Below are 21,796 nucleotides of genomic sequence, written 5' to 3' on the forward strand. Positions count from 1 at the left end.
ATGACAAGAGGCACTCAAGCCCTTCGTACCTCGTTGCTCGTGCTAGCCGCGTGCGCGCTCGTCTCGGCGTGCGCGGTCGGGCCCGATTACAAGCGCCCCACCGCCGAAGTGCCGCAGCAATACAAGGAAGCCGGCGACTGGAAAGTCGCCGACCCGAGCGACGCCATCGCCCGCGGCAAGTGGTGGGAAATCTTCAACGACCCGCAATTGAACGCGCTCGAAGAACAGGTGGCCGCCGCCAACCAGAACATCCTGGTGGCCGAGGCGCAATACCGCCAAGCCCAGGCGCTGGTGCAATCGGCGCAGGCTTCGTTCTTCCCGACGCTGGGTGCCAATGCATCGGCCACGCGCAGCCGTTCAGTGCGCACCTCGGTCAACCCGGACGGCAGCCTGTCGACAGGCAACCCGAGTCTGCTCAACTCGCAAAGCCTGTCACTCAACGCCAGTTGGGAGCTGGACCTGTGGGGCCGCATCCGCCGATCGGTGGAGTCGAACAAAGCCAGCGCACAAGCGAGCGCCGGTGATTTGTCGTCCGCTTTGCTGTCCGCGCAGGCAACGCTTGCGCAGAACTATTTTCAATTGCGTGTCACGGATACCCAAAAGGCTGTCTTGCAACGCACGGTTGCCGACTACGAGCGCTTCCTGAAGCTCACGCAAAACCAGTACGCCGTGGGCGTGGCGCAGCGTTCGGATGTGCTGACCGCGCAGACGCAGCTCAACCAGTCGCAGGCGCTGCTGTTGGATACCGAAGTCACCCGTGCGCAGCTTGAGCACGCCATTGCGGTGCTGATCGGCAAACCGCCGTCTGAATTCTCGCTGGCCCCGGCCACCGCTGCGAGTGCAGCCGACTTGCCGGCCCTACCCGCCATTCCGCTGGAAGTGCCATCGGCCGTGCTGGAGCGCCGCCCCGACATTGCCGCCGCCGAGCGCCGCATGGCCGCCGCCAACGCGCAGATCGGCGTGGCCAAGGCTGCGTACTTCCCGACACTCACGCTGGGAGCCTCGACCGGTTTGGCGGCCAACACGCTTTCGCGCCTGGCAACGCTGCCGAGCCGCGTCTGGTCGATCGGCCCAACGCTGGCCGCCACGCTGTTCGATGGCGGCGCGCGTGCAGCCGCCGTCGACAAGGCCGGTGCTGCTTACGATGCGTCGGTCGCGACATACCGCCAGACGGTGCTGGGCGCGTTTCAGGATGTCGAAGACAACCTCGCCGCGCTTCGCTGGCAGACGCAGGAATTTGGCGTGCAGGCCGATGCCGTCAAGGCCGCGCAGGAAGCCGCGCAACTCAATCTGAACCGCTATCGCGCGGGCACGGTGAGCTTCCTGGAAGTCATCACCGCACAGGCCACGGCCTACAATGCCGAGCGCACGCTGCTCACGCTGCAGGGCAAGCAGTATTCGGCAGCGGTGCTGCTGGTCAAGGCGCTGGGCGGCGGGTGGCACGGCGAAGTGCCGGTGGTTGGCCAGGCGGCGCTGCCGCGGGCATCCGCTCCTGCCGCGCAATAACCCTTCTGTTGTTGCCGGTGGCCGACGATGTTTCGCTACCGGCAATGTCCCCTTGTGCGTAAGCCCGCACGCAGTCGGATAGTTCCCCCTATAATCGACGGAATTTATTTCAGACCGCCCGACCATCCGGGCCGGCTGATGCAGCAGCGGGCGCGCAAATTGCGTCGCCCGATGCCTTGCAAGCCGCCCCGGTGCTATCCAGACCGTCTGTTTGCCAGCCACCATGTCCGCCGCGCGCGTGGTTGCCGACGCAGTTGCCCCGATTCACGCGCGCCGCTCAACTGACTCTGCTCTCTCTCTGATGATCCGATCCGCGCTTCCCCGTTCCGCCAAGCTGCTGGCTGCCGCCCTGGGCGCCGCCACGCTGTTTGCCGCCCTGCCCGCTCAGGCTGACCCGTCCGTGCGCGTCATCTATGGCAAAGACAACAAGCACGGCATCGAGAAATACGGCGTCGACCTCGACTTCGACTCGGGCTTCCACTGGGGCAACCCGGAAGGCTGGTTCGTGAATCTGGATTGGGAAGTCGCGCTGGGCCAGTGGCGCTCGACCAAGGGCACCAACCGCCAAAACATCACCGAATTCGGCGTGACGCCGCTGTTCCGCCTTGAAAAGCGCGGCGGCTCGTGGGTACCGTTCATCGAAGCTGGTGTCGGCCCGCGCTTGCTGTCGCACGTCAGCACGTCCAACGAGCACTATTTCAGCACGGCCTTCCAGTTCTCCGACATGATCGGCGTGGGCGTGGCCTTTGGCAGCAAGCAACAATTCCAAATGGGCTACCGCTTCGAACACCTGTCGAACGCGTCGATCAAGCGCCCGAATCCGGGCACGGACCTAAACGAGCTTTACCTGCGTTACACGTTCTAAAACCTGAACGTTTGCGACGCTTGAAAAAAACGGCCTGCCTTGCGGCGGGCCGTTTTGTTTTGGCACGCGGCGGTGAATCAACGCGCGTCGGCGTCCCCATCAAGATCGCGATCGCGCGATCGCATGCCCATCAACCGCTCGTAATTGAGCGAGGCATGGAAGCCCAGGCCGTTGCCACCGGCACGCTTGACTTCATACATCGCTGCGTCGGCATTGCGGATGAGCGTCTGCGCGTCATGCCCGTCGGTCGGATACAGCGCCACGCCGGCGCTCACGCCCATCGACAGCACATGGCCTTCCACACGAAACGGCGTCTGCAATTCTTCGATCAGGCGTTCCACGGTTTGCGTCACATCGTCGCGCGTGGCGCAGTGCGTGAGGACGGCAACAAATTCATCCCCGCCCAAGCGCGCCACCGTGTCCGAGGCCCGCAGCCCGCTGCGCAACCGCATGGCCGTAGCCTTCAGGACGAGATCGCCAACCCCGTGGCCGTACTCATCGTTGACGGGCTTGAAGCGATCGAGATCGATGAACACGACCGCAACCTGGCCGCGCGCGCGACGTGCCGTCTGAATGGCGACGAACAGACGATCGCGAAGCAGACGTGCATTGGGCAAGTCCGTCAGCGGATCATGCAGCGCGAGGTGGTGGGCCCGATCCAGCGCAGTGCGCCGCTGTGTCACGTCGAGCAGCGTGCCGCTCACGCGCGTGGCCATGCCACGGGCATCACGCTCGGTCACACGCCCGCGCGCGGCCACCCAGATCCATTGTCCATGGCGTGCGCGCATGCGTTGCTCGATTTCAAAGCTGTCGGCATCGCCGCGCATATGGCGGTAGATGCGTCGCGCGCTCAACGCGGCGTCTTGCGGATGCACCATCGCGAACCAGGCATCCGGATCGTTGGACAGATCCGTTGGCTCGTAGCCGAGCATGTCGGCCGTCCGACGGTTGAACGACACATGCCGTGCACGCGTGGACCAGTCGAACGTACCCAGCCCCGCGCCGTCCAGCACATAGGCCAACCGTTGCTCCGACGCGCGCAGCGATTCCAGCGCCAGGCGCCGCGCGGTCACGTCCTGCATCTGCACGACGAGGTGCGCGTTGCCGTCGTCGCGCGCCACCGCCACATCGGTCTGCACCCAGACGGTGGTGCCGTCCTGGCGGACCAGGCGCGTTTCCATCGACAGCGTGTCGCGCTGACCGGCGAGCAGCGACTCGACACCATGTCGTGTGCGTTCCGTGTGGTCGGGGTGGCACAGGTCGAACAGATCGCGCGCGCGCAGCGCCTGTGCTTCGTGTCCCGTTAGCGCGCACAGCGCTCGGTTCACGTCGAGGAAGCGACCCTCCGGCGCGCACAGGCCGATTCCTATCGGCGAATGTTCGATCGCAGCCTTGTACAAGTGGTGGTCCTCAAGCATGGCGATGCTGTTTCGCGAATGCGGCAGTCCCGGGGGGTGGTTGATGTGATGGCCATCGCGCCGCCGGGTGCCCCATGACGCAATCGTTGCGTCAGGCGCGCGGTGGCAGTTGGCGTGATCCCCGTAACCGGTCTCGTGGTCTGCGTGGCCCAGTTGGCGGCGGGCAATGACAGACCTTGGTGCGTTGCAAGCGCACGAATCGAGGCGGACTATAGAAGCCGCGAGTTAACGGGGCAATCCCTTCCCGCGAGGGGACATGGACCGCGTGCGCGCTTTGGGTCCCCTCGTGCGCGAGATGACGCGAAGGAAACGCGCCCCGCGTCATTCCCGTCTGCGTTTGTCGACCTCGATTGTCGACACTTGTCCGGCGTCGCCAGACATCCGATGACTGTACACCGGCCCTCGCGGCGAAGCAGCTAGCCGTTCGGTTAGGTCGCGCAGACGCTGCCGCCCCGCAACCGTTTGCCATATGAACGAACGGCAATCTCCACATTGTGAATGTCTTAAAGTTAAGACAAGACCCCTCGACCTCATCCGGAAAGAGGAAAGGCGCAAACGGCCGGCTCCGTTACTATTCTTCAATATCGCTTCGGGGGGAGCGAATTCAAACACGGCGAGCCGCGGCACAAGCGCACGCGGTTGTGGGAGGTCGTATGGAATTGAGTTTTGTCGCCCCCGGCACGCAGACGCATCGATATGCGCTCAAGCTCGCGGGCCTGCCCGAAGGTAACGAGCCAGGTACGACGGCAGTCGACCCCACCTGGGTGGACGATGCCCTTACCGCTGCCGTACGCGTATTCGACGCGCACCGCGTGCATTTTGCCGATGCCTACTTCGCCTATCGCGCACGTGAGACAGCGCAGCACCCCACGCGCGCTGCCGGCAAGACCCCACCCGCACGCGTTGCCGGCGATCTCCACGACGACACCCCGCTGCTCGCGGATACGTTTGCGATTGCGCAGTTGGCCGCACTTGTTTCGCTGGAGGCATCTGGCGTGGCCGATGTGATCGATGTCCATCTGGTGGTGGAGCGCTTGCGTGACGATGCCCCCACCCCGCCTGCCGATGGCATCGGCGAAGTGACGTTCGTCACGGAAACCGCGGCCGGCCTGCAAAGCGTGGCAAGTCGGCATTAAGGCGGGCAGGGCCGCTTACGGCCCATGGTGCGTGGGCCGCTCCGGCACGATGGTCGGCTGCGGCTCAGTTGGCGCGCCGACTGCGTCGGCGTCGCGAAACGTCCAGTACCGGTGCACCACGAAGTTGAAGATTGCCGTGATGGCCGAGGCGAACATCTGCGCGACCAGGTAATACAGGCCAATTCCCAGGCCGATGGCCATGATGGTCGCGTTGCATCCCAGCGCGAGAAAGGCCACCAGGCCAAACCGCACCATCGCGCCGACGTGCCCGCGTGTGCTGTTGAAGACGGCCTGCCGGCTGATGAAGTAGTTGAGCGTGGCACCGATCACGCTGCCTACCACCGACGCTCGCCACGGCGAGACTCCCAGCTGCACGAGCCCGAACAGCACCACATAGTGCGCCAGCGTTGCGCCGCCGCCGATGACGACATAGCGAGCAAACTGCTCTACCGCCGCCCAGAAATGCCGCCGAGACGCCATGCGCACACTCACCCCATCTACTTTGGAACCGACATTGTGCTCGACCATGGTTCTCGGGCCGCAACTCGCGTGCCACCGACCCCGCACAATAAGTGCGCTTAAAGTTGTGCAACATTTGGCCGTATAGAAACGTGGGGCCCTGCGCAGCTGTTGGCTCCCCATTGCCATGCTCGAACTTCAACCTCTCGACATTCCGCTAGCGATCCCCCTGCCGTGGCCGATGCTTGACGCCGACGGGCAGCTGCTCGTCCCGAAGGGCGACGTCATCCACTCCCCGGAGGAGATCGACCTGCTGTGCACGCTGCACCGCCCGCATCGTATGGCGGACGGCACGCCCGCGCCTGCGCCAGCGTTTGCAAATACGCAGTTCCCGAACACGATGTTCCCCGACATGGGCGACGATCCTGACGGTGAACGCACGATCGCCATGGAGCTGCTGGGCCTGCGCCCCGGTGGCATGCTGACCGTGCGACTGACCGCAGGCGCCGGCCAGACCAAGGGCGCCGCGCGCGTGATGGGCTACAGCCCGCAGCGCCATCTGCTCATCACCATGCCCACCGACAGCGGCCGCTCGGTCATGCCGGTCAAGGACGAACTGGTGGAAGTCCACGCCTTCTCGGGCGAGGGCATTGCCAGCTTTGAATGCACGGTGATGGCGGTGTGCCGCATTCCGTTCGAATACGTCGTGTTGTCGCCGCCGCGGCGGATCAAGAACCGCATGTTGCGCAAATCGCTGCGCGTGCGCGCCAACGTGGTCGGCAAGATGCTGGTGAGCGGCGACCCGCCGCGCATGATCCATATCTCCGACATCAGCACGACAGGCGCGTCGTTCCGCTCCGTGCATCGGCTGGAGGTGAGCGGCGCGCCGGCGCGTCTGCGCTTCCGGGTGAAAACGCGCGACTATCACTCCGAACTGGTGGCAGCCGCCCTCGTTCGCAGCGAGAAGCCGGCCGACCTGCCCAACGTCTATCAATACGGCGTGGAATTCGTAGAGCTGGTCGCGGCCCAAAAAATGCTGCTGCAATGCTTTATCTATGAACAGTTGCTTTGGGGCGGCCAGCGCATGGTGTAGCGTGCAGGCAGAACTGATATTCGCCCCGCTTTGCTCAGAATTAACTGCCGCTAAAGGTTAAAAACATCTGCCGAAATCACGCAAAAAACGCCGCAAATCGGCCACCATGGCCGGTTTTCAGCTTATGATGCCGCAGGCATGCTTGTGACAAAGCTATACAATTGACAGCACATCAAGTGCAGGCATTTCCGTTTTAAAGGCATTTGCAGGACGATCCCCATTTATGAGCCGCGCAAGGTCTGCCGCGCCATCGAGTCTGGACCCAATCTCCGGATTGCCGGACCGCGAACGATTCGTCCAGCTGCTGGCTGCCATGCCGCAACCCGCACGCCAGGATGCAATCGGCGCACTGCTGCTGATCGGCTTCGACCATTTTGCCGAGGCCACCAACACGCTCGGGCCGCTGGCCGCGCGAGAGGTCATCGTCGAATGTGCATCGCGGCTTGAAGCGCTGAGCGTGCCACCTGCGGATGGCATCGCACCCATCGTCGGGCGCGTCGGCCCCGAGACCTTTGCCGTTGCCTGCGCAGACTTTGTCTCGGCACAGGATGTGCACGATCTCGCGCGGCGGATTTCCGCGGCGCTTACGCGACCTTTCATCACGCATGGTTACGAGCTGGTCTGCTCATGCAGCATCGGCATGACGCTTTTTGAGACCATGCCTTCGGATGCAGCGCGGCTGATTGAACAGGCCGACCGGGCGCTCTACGGGGTCCAGCACGGTGCCGAACAAAGCCCCGCGCTGTATGCCCCGGCGGCCATGCCTCCGATCTCGGGCGGCAACACCGCCGCCATCGATGGGTACGACGCCGCCGCCGAGCATCCGCGCCTGGCCGCCCAGTTGCGTCATGCGCTTGCGCGCCGCCAGTTCAGCCTGAACCTGCAGCCGCAACTGAGCCTGACCGACGGACGGATCGTCGGTTACGAATTTTTGCTGCGCTGGATTTCACCGGAGCTGGGAGTCGTTGCACCGGCCGATTTTCTGCCAATCCTGGAGCAGACAGGCGACATTCGTGAGGTGGGCCGCTGGGTGCTCGACAATGCCGCGCAGATGCTGGCCGGGCTGCTACGCGAAGAATCCCAGCGCGCGGGACGCAACAGCCGGCATCAGCCGGGCGTGCATGCAGCTGTCAACTTGTCGGTTGCGCAGCTACTCGATCCGCAATTGAGCGACGCCGTGCGCGACATTGCCGCACGCCACGCGGTGCCGACCGCACGCCTCGTCTTCGAGATATCGGAACACACACTGCACCGTGCCAACGGCTCGGCGCAGAAAGCCGTGGAAGCCCTGCACGCCTGTGGCGCACGCGTGGCTGTGGAAGACTTTGGCGCCACCGCGCACAGCCTCGATTGCCTGGCAACGTTCCGCCCCGATCAGGTCAAGCTCGATCAGGCCATCGTCAACGCAGTGACCAAGGCGAGCGATCACGCGGTGCTGCAACGCCTGGTGGCTGCCGCGCATGGCGCGGGGGTGCCCGTCACCGCCACGCGCGTGGAAACCGCCGCGCAGCTCCATGCGCTGCGTGCCTGCCGGTGCGACGTGATCCAGGGCTACCTGCTCTCGCAACCCTTCCCTGCCCGCTGGATCGACGACACACAAGACGTGATTGCCGAGCGCGCACGCGATCTGATGCCGTAAAAGAAAACGCCCTTCCGCCTGCACGGCGGAAGGGCATCGGCGCTGGCGCGCGTGCTGCTTATGCGTGCTCGACGCGAAAGACCGCCACTGCGCTGCGCAACGCCTCGGCCTGTTCTTCCAGCGATTCCGCCGCAGCCGCAGCCTGTTCGACCAGCGCTGCATTCTGCTGCGTCACCTGGTCCATCTGCGTGACGGCCTGGTTGACCTGTTCGATGCCGCTGCTCTGTTCTTCCGACGCCGCGCTGATCTCGCCCATGATGTCCGTCACGCGGCGCACGGCCACCACCACCTCGTCGATCACCGTGCCAGCTTCGGCCACGAGGGTCGTACCGTTCTGCACACGGCCCACCGAATCGCCAATCAGCTCCTTGATCTCTTTGGCGGCCGTGGCGCTGCGCTGCGCAAGGCTGCGCACCTCGCCGGCAACGACGGCAAAGCCGCGGCCCTGCTCGCCGGCGCGTGCGGCTTCCACCGCAGCATTCAACGCCAGGATGTTGGTCTGGAACGCAATGCCTTCGATCACGCCGATGATGTCGGCAATCTTTCGGCTGCTTTCATTGATGCCGGCCATCGTGTCCACCACGCGGCCCACGACTTCCCCACCCTTGACCGCGATATCCGACGCACTGACGGCCAGCGTGCTCGCCTGACGCGCGTTATCGGCATTCTGCTTCACGATGCTCGTCAGCTCTTCCATGCTCGACGCGGTTTCCTCCAGCGACGAGGCCTGTTGCTCCGTGCGCTGCGAGAGGTCGGCATTGCCGGCGGCAATCTGCTTGGTAGCGCTGGCGATGGAATCGGAGCCTGTGCGCACCTGACCGATGATCTGCTGCAGGCTCGTTTGCATGGACGACACCGCGTGCATCAGGCGTGCGGTTTCATCGCGGCGGCCCGCGGCGGTCTGGCCTTCCATACGCGTGGCGAGGTCGCCCGATGCCATGCGCTCGAACACCTGAATGGCGCGCTCCAGCGGACGCACCACCGTGCGGCCAAGCACGCCGCGCGCCACAACCGACAACACCAGCGCGGCGACCAGCAAGCCACCCGAGATCCAGATGCTCATCGCATAGCGCGACTGGGAATGGTCAAAGCGTTGCTGGCCGTACTTGAAGCGCGCCCCGACCAGGGGCCCGAGCGCCGAGTCGTAATCGACGAACAGCTTCGGCACCAGGTTCGTGTTCAGTTCGCGGTACGTAGTGAGGTCGCTGCGTTCCAGTGCGGCAATGGCCGGCTCCAGCGCCGTCTTGACGAACTTGGTGCGTGCCGCGTCGGCGGCTTGCAACTGGGCGCGGTCCGCATCGGGAATCGGCAGCTTCATGAACTGGGCCCAGGCATCGTTGGCCGAGTTGACCATGGTGTGCGCATCGGACAGCAGTTTCTTGAGTTCTTCAGGCGTGGAGACCGCATCGAAATTGGTCAGGTGGATGCGCGCCCACAGCAGGTTGATGGTGTCTTTGGCCAGCAGATCCAGGCCCTTGGCATCTTCCAGATACACCGCCCGCAAATCGTCATTGGTCGCCCGGCCGGTGGTGATACCCGCGAAGCCCACCACGGCAATCATCACTGCAAATACTGCGACCAGAAACGTCAGCCGCGTGCGAATGCTCGTATCCATCCATTTCCACATATGTTTTCCCCTGCATGGTTGGGCCGTGTGCGCCGAGATCGTCTTCCCGCGTCCCTCTTCGGGCACCCTGTTCACTCCCAATGGTGCTAACGGCAAGGGACAGCGGAAATAGAGGGCATCACCACGAATGTCCGGAATGCGCCGCAAGTGATATGCAAGAAGGTAAAAAAGATACGACCGGCGCACCCCACGTGCGCGGGGTGGCACTAAAATGCGGGTTGCGCCACCGTCGTGGTGGCAATCACGCGAACATCGTGCGGGACACCGCACGGCTCACAAGGGGATCGAGATGAAGAAACTGATTGCACTGCTGGCCCTGGGCTGCGTCGTTCTGGCGGGCTGCAACACGATGGCAGGCATGGGCAAGGACATTCAGACGGGTGGTCAGAAGCTGGAAAACGCCGCTGACAACACCAAGCAGAAGATGTAATGAAGCGAAGGCCCGGAGAGTCCCTGGCCTGAGTTGAAAAAACGCCGCAGTTCGCGGCGTTTTTCTTTTGGGCCGCTACAGCAGCTCTTCCGGGGTAAACGGCGCCAGCATCTGAATCCACGTCCGGCGGCCAAGGCCCACTTCCGGCTCCTGATCGACGACGACCTCCTTGCCATTCTCATGCGTGGTCCAGCGCAAGTGGCCGTCGTCCTTGGTCACCCGGTAGGCGCTGTCGCGCACCGAATCGTCAAACAGCTTGGCTACCGCATCCGACAGCACCGGGCTGCGGATGATCAACCCCGTTTCGGTATTCAGCCCGATGGAGCGCGGGTCGATGTTCATCGAGCCGACAAACAGCGTGCTGCGGTCCACCACGATCGATTTCACGTGCAGGCTTGCCTGCGACGAACGGAACGTGCCGAACATCTTCGGGCGATCGCCCAGCGTCGGGCGCAGCTCGTACAGTTCAACACCGTCGTCGATCAGCGCGCCACGATATTTCGCATAACCCACATGCACGATGGGTGCGTCGGTCGCTGCCAGCGAGTTGGTCAGCACACGCAGCCGCACACCCCGATCCTGCAAGTGCCTAGCCACCTCGACCCCGCGCTTGCCCGGCACGAAGTACGGCGAGATCAGCACCACCTCGCGCTTGGCCTCGTCAATCAGACGCAGAAGCGTCTGGGCGAGGCGCTCGCCGCCAGGTTCCACCTCATCACCCGACACCTTGGCCGGACGGTCGACGATCACCTGTGCCTGCGCCCACTCCAGGCGCAGGCGGCCACGGGCGATCTGGTCAGCCAGGAACCAGTCGCGCGGTGCGGGCTTGAGCGGCAAAGGCTGCTCCGGCGCTGGGCTGGCCAGATCAGTCTGGTTACGGCGCTGCTCGAGCTGCGAAATCGTCTGGTCGGATGCCGGCTTGGCGGAATCGGAGCCCATGTTGATCGGCCGGGTCGGCACATCGATATGCTGCGGCGGCCCTTCCGGCCGGTGTGGCATCGTCACCGGCGGCGGATAGTTGCCCTCTTTCGGCTCGGGCGGATGCGCCATGCTCGGCTCGGGCGCCAGCGCCTGCACCGGATAGGCAAATTCGCTGTTCCAGTACGCATCGAACGCCGACGACAACTGACGCACCGCCGGCCCGGCAGCCAGCACGTCAAGATCGACGAAGTTGGTGGTCTGGTTCTGCGTGAAATACTCGGCGCCCAGATTGCGCCCGCCTGTCACGGCCAGTGCGTTGTCGGCAATGAAAGCCTTGTTGTGCATGCGCCGATTGACGCGGCGGAACTCCGCGGCACCGCTCAGGTACCGTGTGACGTTCGACATCCGCCCGCCCGGAAACGGGTTGAACAGCCGCACGTCGATGTTCTTGTGCGACGAAAATTTCAGAAATGCCAGATCGCGCCCATCGCTGTGCAGATCGTCGACCAGCATGCGCACGCGTACGCCACGGTCGGCAGCGGCCCGCACATGGCGCATCAGTTCGCGCACGCTGTTGTCGCTCGCAATGATGAAGTACTGCAAATCCAGCGTACGCTCGGCCCGGTCGGCCAGCGTGAGCAACGTGGCGTAGGCTTCTTCGCCCGACGGGATCAGCCGGAAGCCGGACACATCGGCCGACGGCGCATTCGTCTGCACCAGGCGCCCCAGCGAAGAGGCCGATTCGGCATTGGGCAGCGCCGTCGTCACGGGGCGATCGACGTGATCTGGCAGGCTTGCGCAGCCCGTCAGCAGTGCGATGACCAGCCAGGCAAACCAGGCGCGCAGATACGCGGTCGGGAGGTTCCTCGGGTGCCCTTGCATGTTCGATGTCGTGTTGGGTACGGCACAGGTCGAGAGGACGTCTACTTCACACCAGCATGCGGCGTGCCTGAACAGACGCCACGGCCAGACTACGCGAGATGTCAGCCGGGGCAGTATCCGTGTTTGTCCGACGCCACGTGGGGCGTGTCAAAATGGCGCAACGGTGCGCTTTTTCCCCCGCTGCTTTCCATGCTGACCAACACCACGGCATTTGCCGCCTTCCTCTTTGTTGTGCATTGCGTGGGCGTCCTCGCGGCCATGCATGCCGTGTTGACCGTGCGCACGTCGCAGGGTGCCATCGCGTGGGCCATCTCGCTGGTCACGCTGCCGGAGTTCACGCTGATCCCCTATCTGATCTTCGGGCGAAGCACCTTTGCCGGCTACGTGGACGCGCGCCGCTTTCACAACGCGCGTCTGCGCGAAATCACCCTGTCTGACGACTGGCGCCGTCTGCGCGACCATGAGTCCAGCGTGGTCGCGCCGCAGCACACCTGCATGCAGGCCTTGCCGCGCCTGACCGGCACACCGTGTCTGGCCCGGAATCGCGTGCGGCTGCTCGTCAACGGCGCGGAAACCTTCGATGCCATCTTTGCGGCGATTGCCCAGGCGCGGCGCGTGCTGATCGTGCAGTTCTTCATCGTGCACGACGACACGCTCGGCCGCCGCCTAGCCGAACTGCTGCTCGACCGCGCGCGGGCCGGGGTGCGTGTGTACTTTCTCTTCGACAGCATCGGCTGCCACGCGCTGCCGCGCCGCTATGTGCAGCGTCTGATTGAAGGCGGCGTGCTGGCCAAGCCGTTCTCCACGCATGCCGGGTTCGTCAACCGCTTCCAGCTCAACTTCCGCAACCATCGCAAGCTCGTGGTGGTGGACGGAGACCGTGCTTACGTTGGCGGCCACAACGTCGGCAACGAATACATGGGCGAAAAACCGCCGCTTGCCCCGTGGCGCGACACGCATATCGAGATCGTCGGTGCCGCGGTGATGGACTTGCAACTGACCTTTGCCGAAGACTGGTACTGGGCCGCGCACGAAGTGCCGCAACTGATCGTGCCCGAACTGCGGCCCGAAGAAGACATGGTTTGCCAAGTGGTCGCCAGCGGCCCGGCAGACAAGCAGGAAACCTGCTCGCTGTTTTTCATGGAAGCCATTCAATCGGCGCGCAAGCGGCTGTGGATCACGTCGCCATACTTCATTCCCGACGAAGCCGTGTTTGCCGCGCTGCGCCTGGCCGTGCTGCGCGGGGTAGACGTGCGCATCCTGATCCCGTCGCGGCCAGACCATCACATGGTGTTCCTCGCGTCCACGCTGTATGCGTATCAGGCGATCCGCGCGGGCGTGAAGATCTATCGCTACCTGCCGGGCTTCCTGCACCAGAAGGTCGTGCTGATCGACGACGAGGCCGCAGCCGTAGGCAGCGCCAACCTCGACAACCGTTCGTTCCGCCTCAACTTCGAGCTGATGATCATGACCGCGGACCCACGCTTCGCCAACGACGTCGCACAAATGCTCGAAGTCGATTTTGCCGAAGCCGCCCGAGTTGGCCGTGACGAATACGAACACGCACACCCGCTGCGCCGCGTGATCATGCACGTCGCCAAGCTGTTCGCCCCCATCTTGTAATCACGCTCCGAATTCCGAATCCCGAATTCCGAGTTCGCCCGCAAGAAGCGGAGCGCATCCAGGCATCGCCGTCCCTACCCTGAAGCGAACATTTTCAGGAGTGTGCGATGTCCGATTCCCATGATCTTGCTGTCGACCGTCTACCGCCGGGCTTCAATCGGCTGGCGGGCTCCAACCTGGCTGCGCAGTCAGCCGAGCAGATTGCGCTGGCCGCCATGCCCATGGTTGCGGTGCTCACCCTGCATGCCGACGCCAGCACAGCGAGCTGGCTGCAAGTCGCCCTCACGCTGCCGTTTGTGCTGTTTGCCATTCCCGTCGGCATGCTGGCGGATCGTTGGCCCAAGCGTGCATTGATGGCCGGCGCGGAGGCGGTACGCGCGCTGGCCTTGTTTGCTGTGGCGGGTCTGCTGATGGCCGGGCGCTTGAACCTGGCTGCGCTGGGTGTGCTGGGCTTTGTTGCTGTGTGCGGCACGGTGGTGTTCAGCGTGGCGGCGCCTGCGCTGGTGCCCTCGCTCGTGCCGGCAGCGATGCTTGCGCGCGCCAACGGCCGAATCGAGCTAGCGCGCACGATTGCATTTGCGTGCGGGCCGGCCATCGGCGGTGCGTTGGTCGGCTGGACAGGCTCGATGGCGGCGTTCGCGCTGGCGGCGGCGTTGTCCGCCATGGCTGCGGCACTGCTGGCCGGCGTGGCCGCCCCGGAGTCAGTGGCGCGGCACGCGGCGCACCCGCTGCAGGACATAGCCGAGGGCGCGCGCTTCGTGTTTCACCATCCGCTGCTGCGGCCGGTGTTCATCACGCAGTTCGTCTTCACCATGGCGTTCTTCATGGTGATTGCCATCTTCGTTCCGTATGCGGCGCATCGGTTGAACCTCTCTGCACAAGCGATTGGGCTGACGCTCGGCATGTACGGCGCGGGCATGGTGATCGGCGCGCTGCTGGCCGCCCGCATTCTGGCGCGCTGGCGCTTCGGCCATGTGGTGGCGACTGGCCCCGTGTGTGGACTGACGGGCGGTGTGCTGCTTGCGGCCACGCTCTGGCAGCCGTGGCCGGCACTGGCACAAGCGGGCTTCTTTCTGCTGGGTTGTGGGCCGATTCTGTGGGTGGTCAGCACCACCACGCTGCGGCAGACGGTGACGCCGCCCACGCTGCTGGCGCGCGTATCTGCAGTGAATGTGATGTCATATGGCGCTCGGCCAATCGGCGCGGCAATGGCCGCGTGGCTCGCCGCACACGCCGGTGCGGGGGCGTGCCTGCTGATGGCGGTGGCGGGCTTTGCGCTGCAGTTGCTGTGCATCCTGCAATCGCCCGCGGTGCGGCTGGTGCGTCAGCCGCGTGCGGACGATACGTCGGCCGGGCTCGAACCTGCCTGAGCCGCGTCGGCACCGCGATCACCGCGCTGCACGTCGCGCCACGCACGCGGCGTCATACCGAAGTGGGCGATGAACCAGCGCGTGAACGACGCCTGCCGCGTATAGCCGAGCAACGCGGCCACCCGTCCGATCCGATAGCTCGGGTTCGCCATGTAGCGAACGGCGAGGTTGTGCCGGACCTCCTCCACCAGGTCAGAGAACGTCATGCCGGCTGCTTCCAGCTGGCGTTGCAGGGTCCGCACGCTCAGGTGGAGATGATCAGCCACCTGTTCGACCGAGGCGCGCTCCAGCGGCAGCAACAGGTAGATCGCGCGACGCACGTCCTGCACCACCGCCTCTTGCGCCGATACATTGAGCGGCTCGGCAAGGCTTTCCGCGTAGCGCACGAGGGCCGGGTCAGCGGCAGGGTTGGGCGTCTCCAGATCGGCAGCGGCGCAGACGATGCCGTTGAAGTCGCTGCCGAACACGATGGGGCAACCGAACACGCGTCTGTGCAGGCTGACGTCAGTGGGAGCGCCATGTGTGAAATGGATGCTGCGCGGCTTCCAGTGCACGCCCAGCAGCGCGCTGCACGTCCTGGCGAGCACGCCAACGGCCAGCTCGTTGGCCTGCCGCAGCGGCACGGGCGTCTCGGTGATCACCTCTTCGCGAATGACCACCATATCGCCATCAGATTCCAGGTAGATCGCCAGCGCCTCGTTCAGCAGGTGGCGGTACTGGATGATGGCCTGCAGCGCCTCGCGCAGCGTGCGCTTGTGGGCGAGCAACAACCCGAGCACACCGAAATCCAGTTCCTGGCGCGCCTCGGCCATCTGCAGCCCGAGCGTCGGGCACGGGGCGCTGGCGGCGGTGATCTCCATCAACTGGCACGTCGCCACGACTGACACGAGCTGCTCGGGATCGGTCAGTCTGGCCGGGTCCAGCCCCACCTGCCGCAGTGCCTCCTGCGGGTTGAAACCAAGCCGCCGCACGACCTGGAAGTAGCCGTTGAGCGACCGGGCACGCACCATCGTTTCCATAGGTTTCAGTGGGCTTCGAGCCGTCTTGGTGTTTACACGGAATGGCGCGTAAAGAGAAAAACTTGGCGCCAATTGAGAAATTCAAAGCTACCGCTTCCCTATAGTGAAGTCCAGCCGAGACATCCCCTACAGGAGCCCCCAACATGCAATTCCTCGATGATTCGCTGCACCCGGAAAACCAGGACAAAGTCGTCATTACCGTTGCGCCGTACGGCCCGGAATGGATGCCGGAAGATTTTCCAGAAGACATTCCGGTCACGATGGAAGAACAGGTGCAGAAAGCCGTGGATTGCTACAACGCCGGCGCTACCGTGCTGCACCTGCACGTGCGTGAACTCGACGGCAAGGGCTCCAAGCGGCTCTCGAAATTCAACGAGCTGATTGCCGGCGTGCGTGCGGCGGTGCCCGACATGATCATCCAGGTGGGCGGCTCGATTTCTTTTGCCCCCGAAGACGAAGGGCAAGCCGCCAAGTGGCTGTCGGACGACACGCGCCACATGCTGGCCGACCTGACCCCAGCACCCGATCAGGTGACCGTGGCGGTCAACACCACGCAGATGAACATCATGGAGCTGCTGTATCCGGCGTATCTGGAAGGCACGTCGCTGGCCAATCCGGCGCTGGCTGCAGCCTATGCAGAAATGACCGTGCCCGCCGGCCCCGCCTGGCTGGAGGAGCACCTGCGCCGTCTGCAGGCCTCCGGCGTGCAACCGCACTTCCAGTTGACCGGCATCCACGCGCTGGAAACGCTGGAGCGTGTCGTCCGCAAGGGCGTCTACAAGGGCCCGCTCAACCTGACGTGGATCGGCATTGGCGGCGGCTTCGACGGCCCCAACCCGTTCAACTTCTTCAACTTCATCCACCGCGCGCCGGATGGTTGCACGCTGACGGCCGAGTCGCTGCTCAAGAACGTGCTGCCCTTCAACATGATGGCCATGGCAATGGGCCTGCACCCGCGCTGCGGCATTGAAGACACGATCATCGACCAGCACGGCAACCGTATGACATCCGTGCAGCAGATCGAGCAGTGCGTGCGCGTGGCGCATGAACTGGGCCGTGAGATTGCCAGCGGCAAGGAGGCGCGCGCCATCTACCGCATCGGCGTGCAATATGACAGCGTTGAAGAAACGCTGGCGAAGAACGGCATGTCCCCCAACCGTGCCCCGAACGTGAAAAACCTGCCGCTGCGCGCGGCCTAAACTAGAAGCCGCCGTATCACCGGGCCAACACAGGCGGCGCTCAACGCAAGCGCCGCCACTCGGAGACAACCATGAATCTGCATGCCGCCGACCCGCGCGCAGACCACCACGACGGCTATCTCGTCAGCCAACCCCAGGCGTGGTTTGCGTTTGCAATGACCTTTGCACTGATGCTGTTCGATTACATCGACCGGCAAGTCATCGTGTCGCTTTTCCCGCATCTGAAGACAGCCTGGGCGCTGTCCGACAAGCAACTTGGCGCGCTCGTCTCGGTCATCTCGATCGTGGTGGCGGTGGGTGGCCTGCCGGTGGCGTTGTTGGCCGACCGCTACAGCCGCGTCAAGAGCATCGTCGTGATGGCCACCGTATGGAGCCTGGCAACGATCTCCTGCATGTTCACGCGCAATTACGGACAGCTCTTCACCGCGCGCGCCATCGTGGGCGTGGGCGAGACCGGCTACGGCTCGGTGGGCGCGGCACTCATTGCCAGTCTGTTCCCCAAGCGCCTGCGCGCCACGTTGATGGGCGCCTTCTTTGCCGCGGCATCCGTCGGTTCGGTATTGGGCGTGTTGCTCGGTGGCGTGATTGCAGCGCGCTGGGGCTGGCAGGCAGCATTTGGCGTGGTGGGCATACCGGGTCTGGTGCTGGCGCTGCTCTATGTGTTCGTGCCGGACTACAAAACGGTGGCGATGGCAGCTGGCGGCACGCAAGTGCGTCAGCCCGCAGGCACGCTCCTGCAACGCGTTGCGGGCGCGCTCACCAGCTCGCGCACGCTGTGGTGGACGTGCCTGGGCGCAGCCTTCCAGTTGATCGTCGTGTCGACCATCTGGGCGTGGCTGCCGAGCTACCTGAATCGCTATCACGGGACACCGCCGGACCGTGCTGCCATGCAAGCCGCACTGGTGGTGCTGTGCGGTGCCCTGGGCGCCTTCGTGTGGGGTGTGGTGGCCGATGTGGTTGCAGCGCGCCGCCAGCGCAACCGGCTGATTGCGGTGGCTGTGCTGGCGGTGGTCACGCTGCTCGTGTTCATGACGGCCTTTGGTACCGCCATGCCGGCCAACCAGCAGTTCCTCCTGATCGCCTTCGGCGGCTTCTTGATGACGTGCACGGTGGCCCCGGCTTCCAGCGTGGTGTTCGACGTGGTGCACCCCGGCGTCCGCTCTACCGGAGCTGCGGTGCTTTCGCTGTTCCAGAACCTGTTCGGCTTGGCCATCGGGCCGTTTGTGGGCGGCGCCATGTCCGACGCGTGGGGCCTGCAGACCGCCCTGGCTGTGATGCCGATCTTCGGCGTGGTTGCAGCAGGCTGCTTCTTGCTGGCCGCACGCAGCTACGAAGCTGAACTCAAGCGCGTGGCCAACGTATCGATCGACGCGGCGCCCACCGCCGCACCAGCCGCTGTGGCTTCCGCATGACGGCCCGACTCCGCTAACCGCGCGCCGCCACAAGGCATCTCACCCCTCTCCCGCCTTGACCGCGTCTCGCCAAGCGAGCCGCGCGGGCGGCGCGCACCCCAAACATCTGAAGACGAATCCAGGAGATATCCATGGCAACCGCAGTCCGCTTTCATGAAACCGGCGGCCCCGAGGTCTTGCGCTGCGAGACCGTCGAAGTGGGCCAACCCGGCCCGGGCCAGGTCCGTCTACGCCACGAAGCCGTCGGCCTGAACTTTGCCGACACCTACTTCCGTTCGGGCCTCTACCCGGTACCCCGCCCCGCCGGCATGGGCGTGGAAGCAGCAGGCATCGTTGAAGCGGTAGGCGATGGCGTAAGCAACGTCGCCGTGGGTGATCGCGTGACCTATACCGGCTTCATCAACACGCTGGGCGCGTACAGCACCGAACGCCTCATTCCAGCCGCGCCGCTCATCAAGCTGCCCGCAGCCATTGCCTGCGAAACCGCCGCCGCCATGACCATGCGCGGCCTGACGTCGGCCTACCTGCTGCGCCGCATCTACCCGTTTGCGAAGGGCAACACGATCCTTCTGCATGCAGCCGCCGGCGGTGTGGGACTGATCGTCTCGCAGTGGGCGAAGCTGCTTGGGCTGACCGTGATCGGCACGGTATCGAGCGAAGCCAAGGCCGACATCGCCCGCGCGCACGGCTGCGACCACGTCATCAACTACGCGCACGACGACGTTGCAAAACGCGTGCGCGAACTGACCGACGGCGTGGGCGTGAACGTGGTGTTCGACAGCGTGGGCAAGGCCACCTTCGATGCCTCGCTCGATTCGCTCAAGCGACGCGGCCTGATGGTGTGCGTGGGTACGGCATCGGGCCCGATCCCGCCGTTCAACCCACAACTGCTGGCGATGAAGGGATCGCTTTACCTGACGCGCCCGGCCCTGGCCGATTACATCGCCGATCCGGCCGAGAAGGCCGAGCTTGCCGGCGAGTTGTTCGATCACGTGGCCGCCGGTCGCATCAAGATCGAAATCCACCAGCGCTATGCATTGGAAGACGCCGTGCAGGCACACCGCGATCTCGAATCGCGCAAGACGACGGGTTCATCCGTCTTCGTCATCTGAGGGGCTGTCATGCGCATCGAACAACTGACCAACGCCCTGGGTGCCGAGCTGACCGGCGTACAACTGAGTGACGCGATCGAAGACGAAGGCCTGTTCAGCGAAATCCGCACCGCGCTGCTCAAGCACCGCGTGATCTTCCTGCGCGATCAGGACTTGAGCCGTGCGCAGCATGTGGCGTTTGCCCGCCGCTTTGGCGAACTGGAAGACCACCCCGTGGCCGGTAGCGACCCGGAGCACCCCGGCCTCGTGCGCATCTACAAGACGCCCGACCACCCGAACGACCGCTACGAGAACTGTTGGCACGCCGACACCACGTGGCGCGAAGCGCCGCAGTTTGGCGCCGTGCTGCGCTGCGTGGAATGCCCGCCCGTTGGCGGCGACACGATGTGGGCCAACATGGTGCTGGCGTACGAGAAGCTGCCGGAAGACGTCAAGCGCGACATTGCCGGCCTGCGCGCACGCCACAGCATCGAGGCCAGCTTTGGTGCCGTCATGCCCATCGAAAAGCGTCTTGCACTCAAGGCGCAGTACCCCGATCCGGAACACCCCGTGGTGCGCACGCACCCCGAAACCGACGAGAAGGTGCTGTACGTCAATGGCTTCACGACGCACTTCACGAACTACCACACCCCTGCGCGCGTGCGCTACGGCCAGGACGCCACGGTAGGTGCATCTGAGCTGCTGCGCTACCTGATCAGCCAGGCCTACATTCCCGAATACCAGGTGCGCTGGCGCTGGAAGCCGAACAGCGTGGCCATCTGGGACAACACCGCCACGCAGCACTACGCGGTCATGGATTACGTGCCGTGCCATCGGAAGATGGAACGCGCCGGCATCATCGGCGGCAAGCCGTTCTAACGATCGTCGGGACACATCGGACCCGTCGGCGATAACACCAAGAGGAGACCCTGCAACATGAAGACGAAGCACATCGCCCCCGCTGCACTGCTGGCCTGCGCCGGCGCGGCCTGCGCGCAATCCGGCGTCACGCTGTATGGCGTGGTGGATACCAACATCGAATATGCGACCAACCTGGCGGGTGCCACGCCGGGCAGCTCGGGGCACCGCGTGTCGATGCAAAGCGGCGGCCTGTCGGGCTCGCGCTGGGGCCTGCGCGGGGTGGAGGATCTTGGCGGCGGCCTGAGTGCGCTGTTCGTGCTCGAAAGCGGATTTGCAAGCGACACGGGCCAATCGCAACAAGGGGGCCGGCTGTTCGGGCGCCAGGCCTACGTTGGGCTCAAGAGCAGCACGATCGGGCAATTTACTTTCGGCCGCCAGTACACGACGCTCTTCCAGTTGCTGGCCAACTTCGAGCCGATGGCGTATTCCACGCAGTACGAACCGGCGGCAGTGCAGACCGGCGTGAATTTCCGGTCCGACAACACCGCCATGTACACGGGCAACTTCGGCCCGGTGACTGCGCAGGCGCATTGGTCATTCGGCACCGGCGCCCCGAGCGCCAACCCAACCGGCGGCGGCAACGGCGAGGTGCCCGGCCAAGCCCGGCGCGACAGCGGCTACGGCGCGGGGGTGGCGTACTCGGCTGGCCCGCTGGGTGCCACGCTCGTGTATGACCAGTACAACCCCAGCACCCCGCTGGGCGGTGGCGCGTTCAGCTCCGGCACCGTGCGCAAGGCGGCGCTGGCGGGCAGCTACCTCGTTGGCGATGTGCTCAAGGTCATGGGCGGCTACCGCTGGGGCCAGAACAAGAACGCCAACGGCAGTGTGGCGCTGCGCGACGACTACTTCTGGGCCGGCGTGAACTATCAGGCGACGAACGCCGTGATGCTCTCGCTCGAATACTCGTACCAGAAGATCAAGACCATCAACAGCGCGCCGTCCACGCAAGCCAACCCGTGGCAGGTCGCGTTCATTGCCGACTACACCCTTTCCAAGCGCACCGATCTGTATCTGACCACGGCCTATGCGCGCAACGCGGGCCTGGCGCTCGACCAGGCCACGGTGGACCTCAACGCCACCGGCTACGGCCTGGCTACCGGCAAGACCAGCATGCTCGGCGCGGCCGTCGGTATTCGCCACAAATTCTGAGCGGCCCACACCACGGGAGGCGGACTCCGCCGTCTC

At 64.6% G+C, this 21,796-nt stretch carries 18 protein-coding genes; 13 read left to right on the forward strand and 5 right to left on the reverse strand.

Annotated elements, in window-relative coordinates; translation table 11 throughout:
- Positions 1-1,506, forward strand: coding sequence for an efflux transporter outer membrane subunit (locus tag M1D44_RS22380; protein ID WP_316852469.1), 1,506 nt, complete (start codon positions 1-3; stop codon positions 1,504-1,506).
- A gap of 301 nt (positions 1,507-1,807) precedes the next feature.
- Positions 1,808-2,371 carry an acyloxyacyl hydrolase gene (locus M1D44_RS22385; RefSeq protein ID WP_024978588.1) on the forward strand — a complete coding sequence of 188 codons (564 nt, stop codon included), beginning with the start codon at positions 1,808-1,810 and terminating at the stop codon, positions 2,369-2,371.
- A 77-nt stretch (positions 2,372-2,448) separates the two neighbouring features.
- On the opposite strand, the gene M1D44_RS22390 is transcribed toward M1D44_RS22385, so the two are convergent.
- Entirely contained in the window at positions 2,449-3,789 is a 1,341-nt protein-coding gene (locus M1D44_RS22390; protein WP_316852470.1) for a diguanylate cyclase domain-containing protein, read from the reverse strand.
- A 653-nt stretch (positions 3,790-4,442) separates the two neighbouring features.
- On the opposite strand from M1D44_RS22390, the gene M1D44_RS22395 reads away from it, so the two are divergent.
- Complete coding sequence (locus M1D44_RS22395) at positions 4,443-4,925, forward strand: hypothetical protein (RefSeq protein WP_024978586.1); 483 nt, start codon at positions 4,443-4,445, stop codon at positions 4,923-4,925.
- Between the two features lie 15 nt (positions 4,926-4,940).
- Here the strand turns inward: M1D44_RS22395 and M1D44_RS22400 are convergent, their stop codons facing one another.
- Positions 4,941-5,453: a GtrA family protein gene (locus M1D44_RS22400; protein ID WP_316852471.1), complete on the reverse strand. Its 513-nt coding sequence runs from the start codon at positions 5,451-5,453 to the stop codon at positions 4,941-4,943.
- 118 nt (positions 5,454-5,571) lie between these two features.
- Here M1D44_RS22400 and M1D44_RS22405 point away from each other — a divergent pair, with 118 nt between their 5' ends.
- Both M1D44_RS22405 and M1D44_RS22410 read left to right on the forward strand, forming a co-directional pair.
- The gene (locus M1D44_RS22405; protein ID WP_024978584.1) at positions 5,572-6,477 is read left to right on the forward strand and encodes a flagellar brake protein; all 906 of its coding nucleotides are present in this window, start codon (positions 5,572-5,574) and stop codon (positions 6,475-6,477) included.
- Positions 6,478-6,700: 223 nt separating this feature from the next.
- Positions 6,701-8,116: a bifunctional diguanylate cyclase/phosphodiesterase gene (locus M1D44_RS22410; protein ID WP_316852472.1), complete on the forward strand. Its 1,416-nt coding sequence runs from the start codon at positions 6,701-6,703 to the stop codon at positions 8,114-8,116.
- Positions 8,117-8,174: 58 nt separating this feature from the next.
- Here M1D44_RS22410 and M1D44_RS22415 read toward each other — a convergent pair whose 3' ends face one another.
- Entirely contained in the window at positions 8,175-9,743 is a 1,569-nt protein-coding gene (locus M1D44_RS22415) for a methyl-accepting chemotaxis protein (protein WP_316852473.1), read from the reverse strand.
- A 289-nt stretch (positions 9,744-10,032) separates the two neighbouring features.
- Here M1D44_RS22415 and M1D44_RS22420 point away from each other — a divergent pair, with 289 nt between their 5' ends.
- Complete coding sequence (locus M1D44_RS22420) at positions 10,033-10,173, forward strand: entericidin A/B family lipoprotein (RefSeq protein ID WP_024978581.1); 141 nt, start codon at positions 10,033-10,035, stop codon at positions 10,171-10,173.
- A gap of 75 nt (positions 10,174-10,248) precedes the next feature.
- Here M1D44_RS22420 and M1D44_RS22425 read toward each other — a convergent pair whose 3' ends face one another.
- A complete protein-coding gene (locus M1D44_RS22425) occupies positions 10,249-11,976 on the reverse strand; it encodes a phospholipase D family protein (protein ID WP_316852474.1) in 1,728 nt (575 codons plus the stop codon).
- Positions 11,977-12,165: 189 nt separating this feature from the next.
- Here M1D44_RS22425 and cls point away from each other — a divergent pair, with 189 nt between their 5' ends.
- Positions 12,166-13,599, forward strand: coding sequence for a cardiolipin synthase (cls, locus tag M1D44_RS22430; protein ID WP_316852475.1), 1,434 nt, complete (start codon positions 12,166-12,168; stop codon positions 13,597-13,599).
- Between the two features lie 107 nt (positions 13,600-13,706).
- Positions 13,707-14,969, forward strand: coding sequence for an MFS transporter (locus M1D44_RS22435; RefSeq protein WP_316852476.1), 1,263 nt, complete (start codon positions 13,707-13,709; stop codon positions 14,967-14,969).
- On the opposite strand, the gene M1D44_RS22440 is transcribed toward M1D44_RS22435, so the two are convergent.
- Positions 14,924-15,988, reverse strand: a complete 1,065-nt coding sequence (locus M1D44_RS22440; protein ID WP_316683170.1) for an AraC family transcriptional regulator — start codon at positions 15,986-15,988, stop codon at positions 14,924-14,926. The genes M1D44_RS22435 and M1D44_RS22440 overlap by 46 nt on opposite strands.
- A 143-nt stretch (positions 15,989-16,131) precedes the next feature.
- Between M1D44_RS22440 and M1D44_RS22445 the strand changes: the two genes are divergently transcribed.
- The 5 genes from M1D44_RS22445 to M1D44_RS22465 all read left to right on the forward strand — a co-directional run bounded on the left by M1D44_RS22445 (position 16,132) and on the right by M1D44_RS22465 (position 21,760).
- The gene (locus M1D44_RS22445) at positions 16,132-17,187 is read left to right on the forward strand and encodes a beta-keto acid cleavage family enzyme (protein ID WP_024978576.1); all 1,056 of its coding nucleotides are present in this window, start codon (positions 16,132-16,134) and stop codon (positions 17,185-17,187) included.
- 71 nt (positions 17,188-17,258) lie between these two features.
- Positions 17,259-18,599, forward strand: a complete 1,341-nt coding sequence (locus tag M1D44_RS22450; protein ID WP_024978575.1) for an MFS transporter — start codon at positions 17,259-17,261, stop codon at positions 18,597-18,599.
- Positions 18,600-18,730: 131 nt separating this feature from the next.
- Positions 18,731-19,711: a quinone oxidoreductase family protein gene (locus M1D44_RS22455; RefSeq protein ID WP_024978574.1), complete on the forward strand. Its 981-nt coding sequence runs from the start codon at positions 18,731-18,733 to the stop codon at positions 19,709-19,711.
- Between the two features lie 9 nt (positions 19,712-19,720).
- On the forward strand, positions 19,721-20,569 hold the full coding sequence (locus tag M1D44_RS22460) for a TauD/TfdA dioxygenase family protein (protein ID WP_024978573.1): 849 nt from the start codon (positions 19,721-19,723) through the stop codon (positions 20,567-20,569).
- A 57-nt stretch (positions 20,570-20,626) separates the two neighbouring features.
- Positions 20,627-21,760, forward strand: coding sequence for a porin (locus tag M1D44_RS22465; protein WP_112188219.1), 1,134 nt, complete (start codon positions 20,627-20,629; stop codon positions 21,758-21,760).
- The last annotated feature ends 36 nt before the right edge of the window (positions 21,761-21,796 follow it).

The organism is Ralstonia sp. SA306, assembly GCF_054792405.1.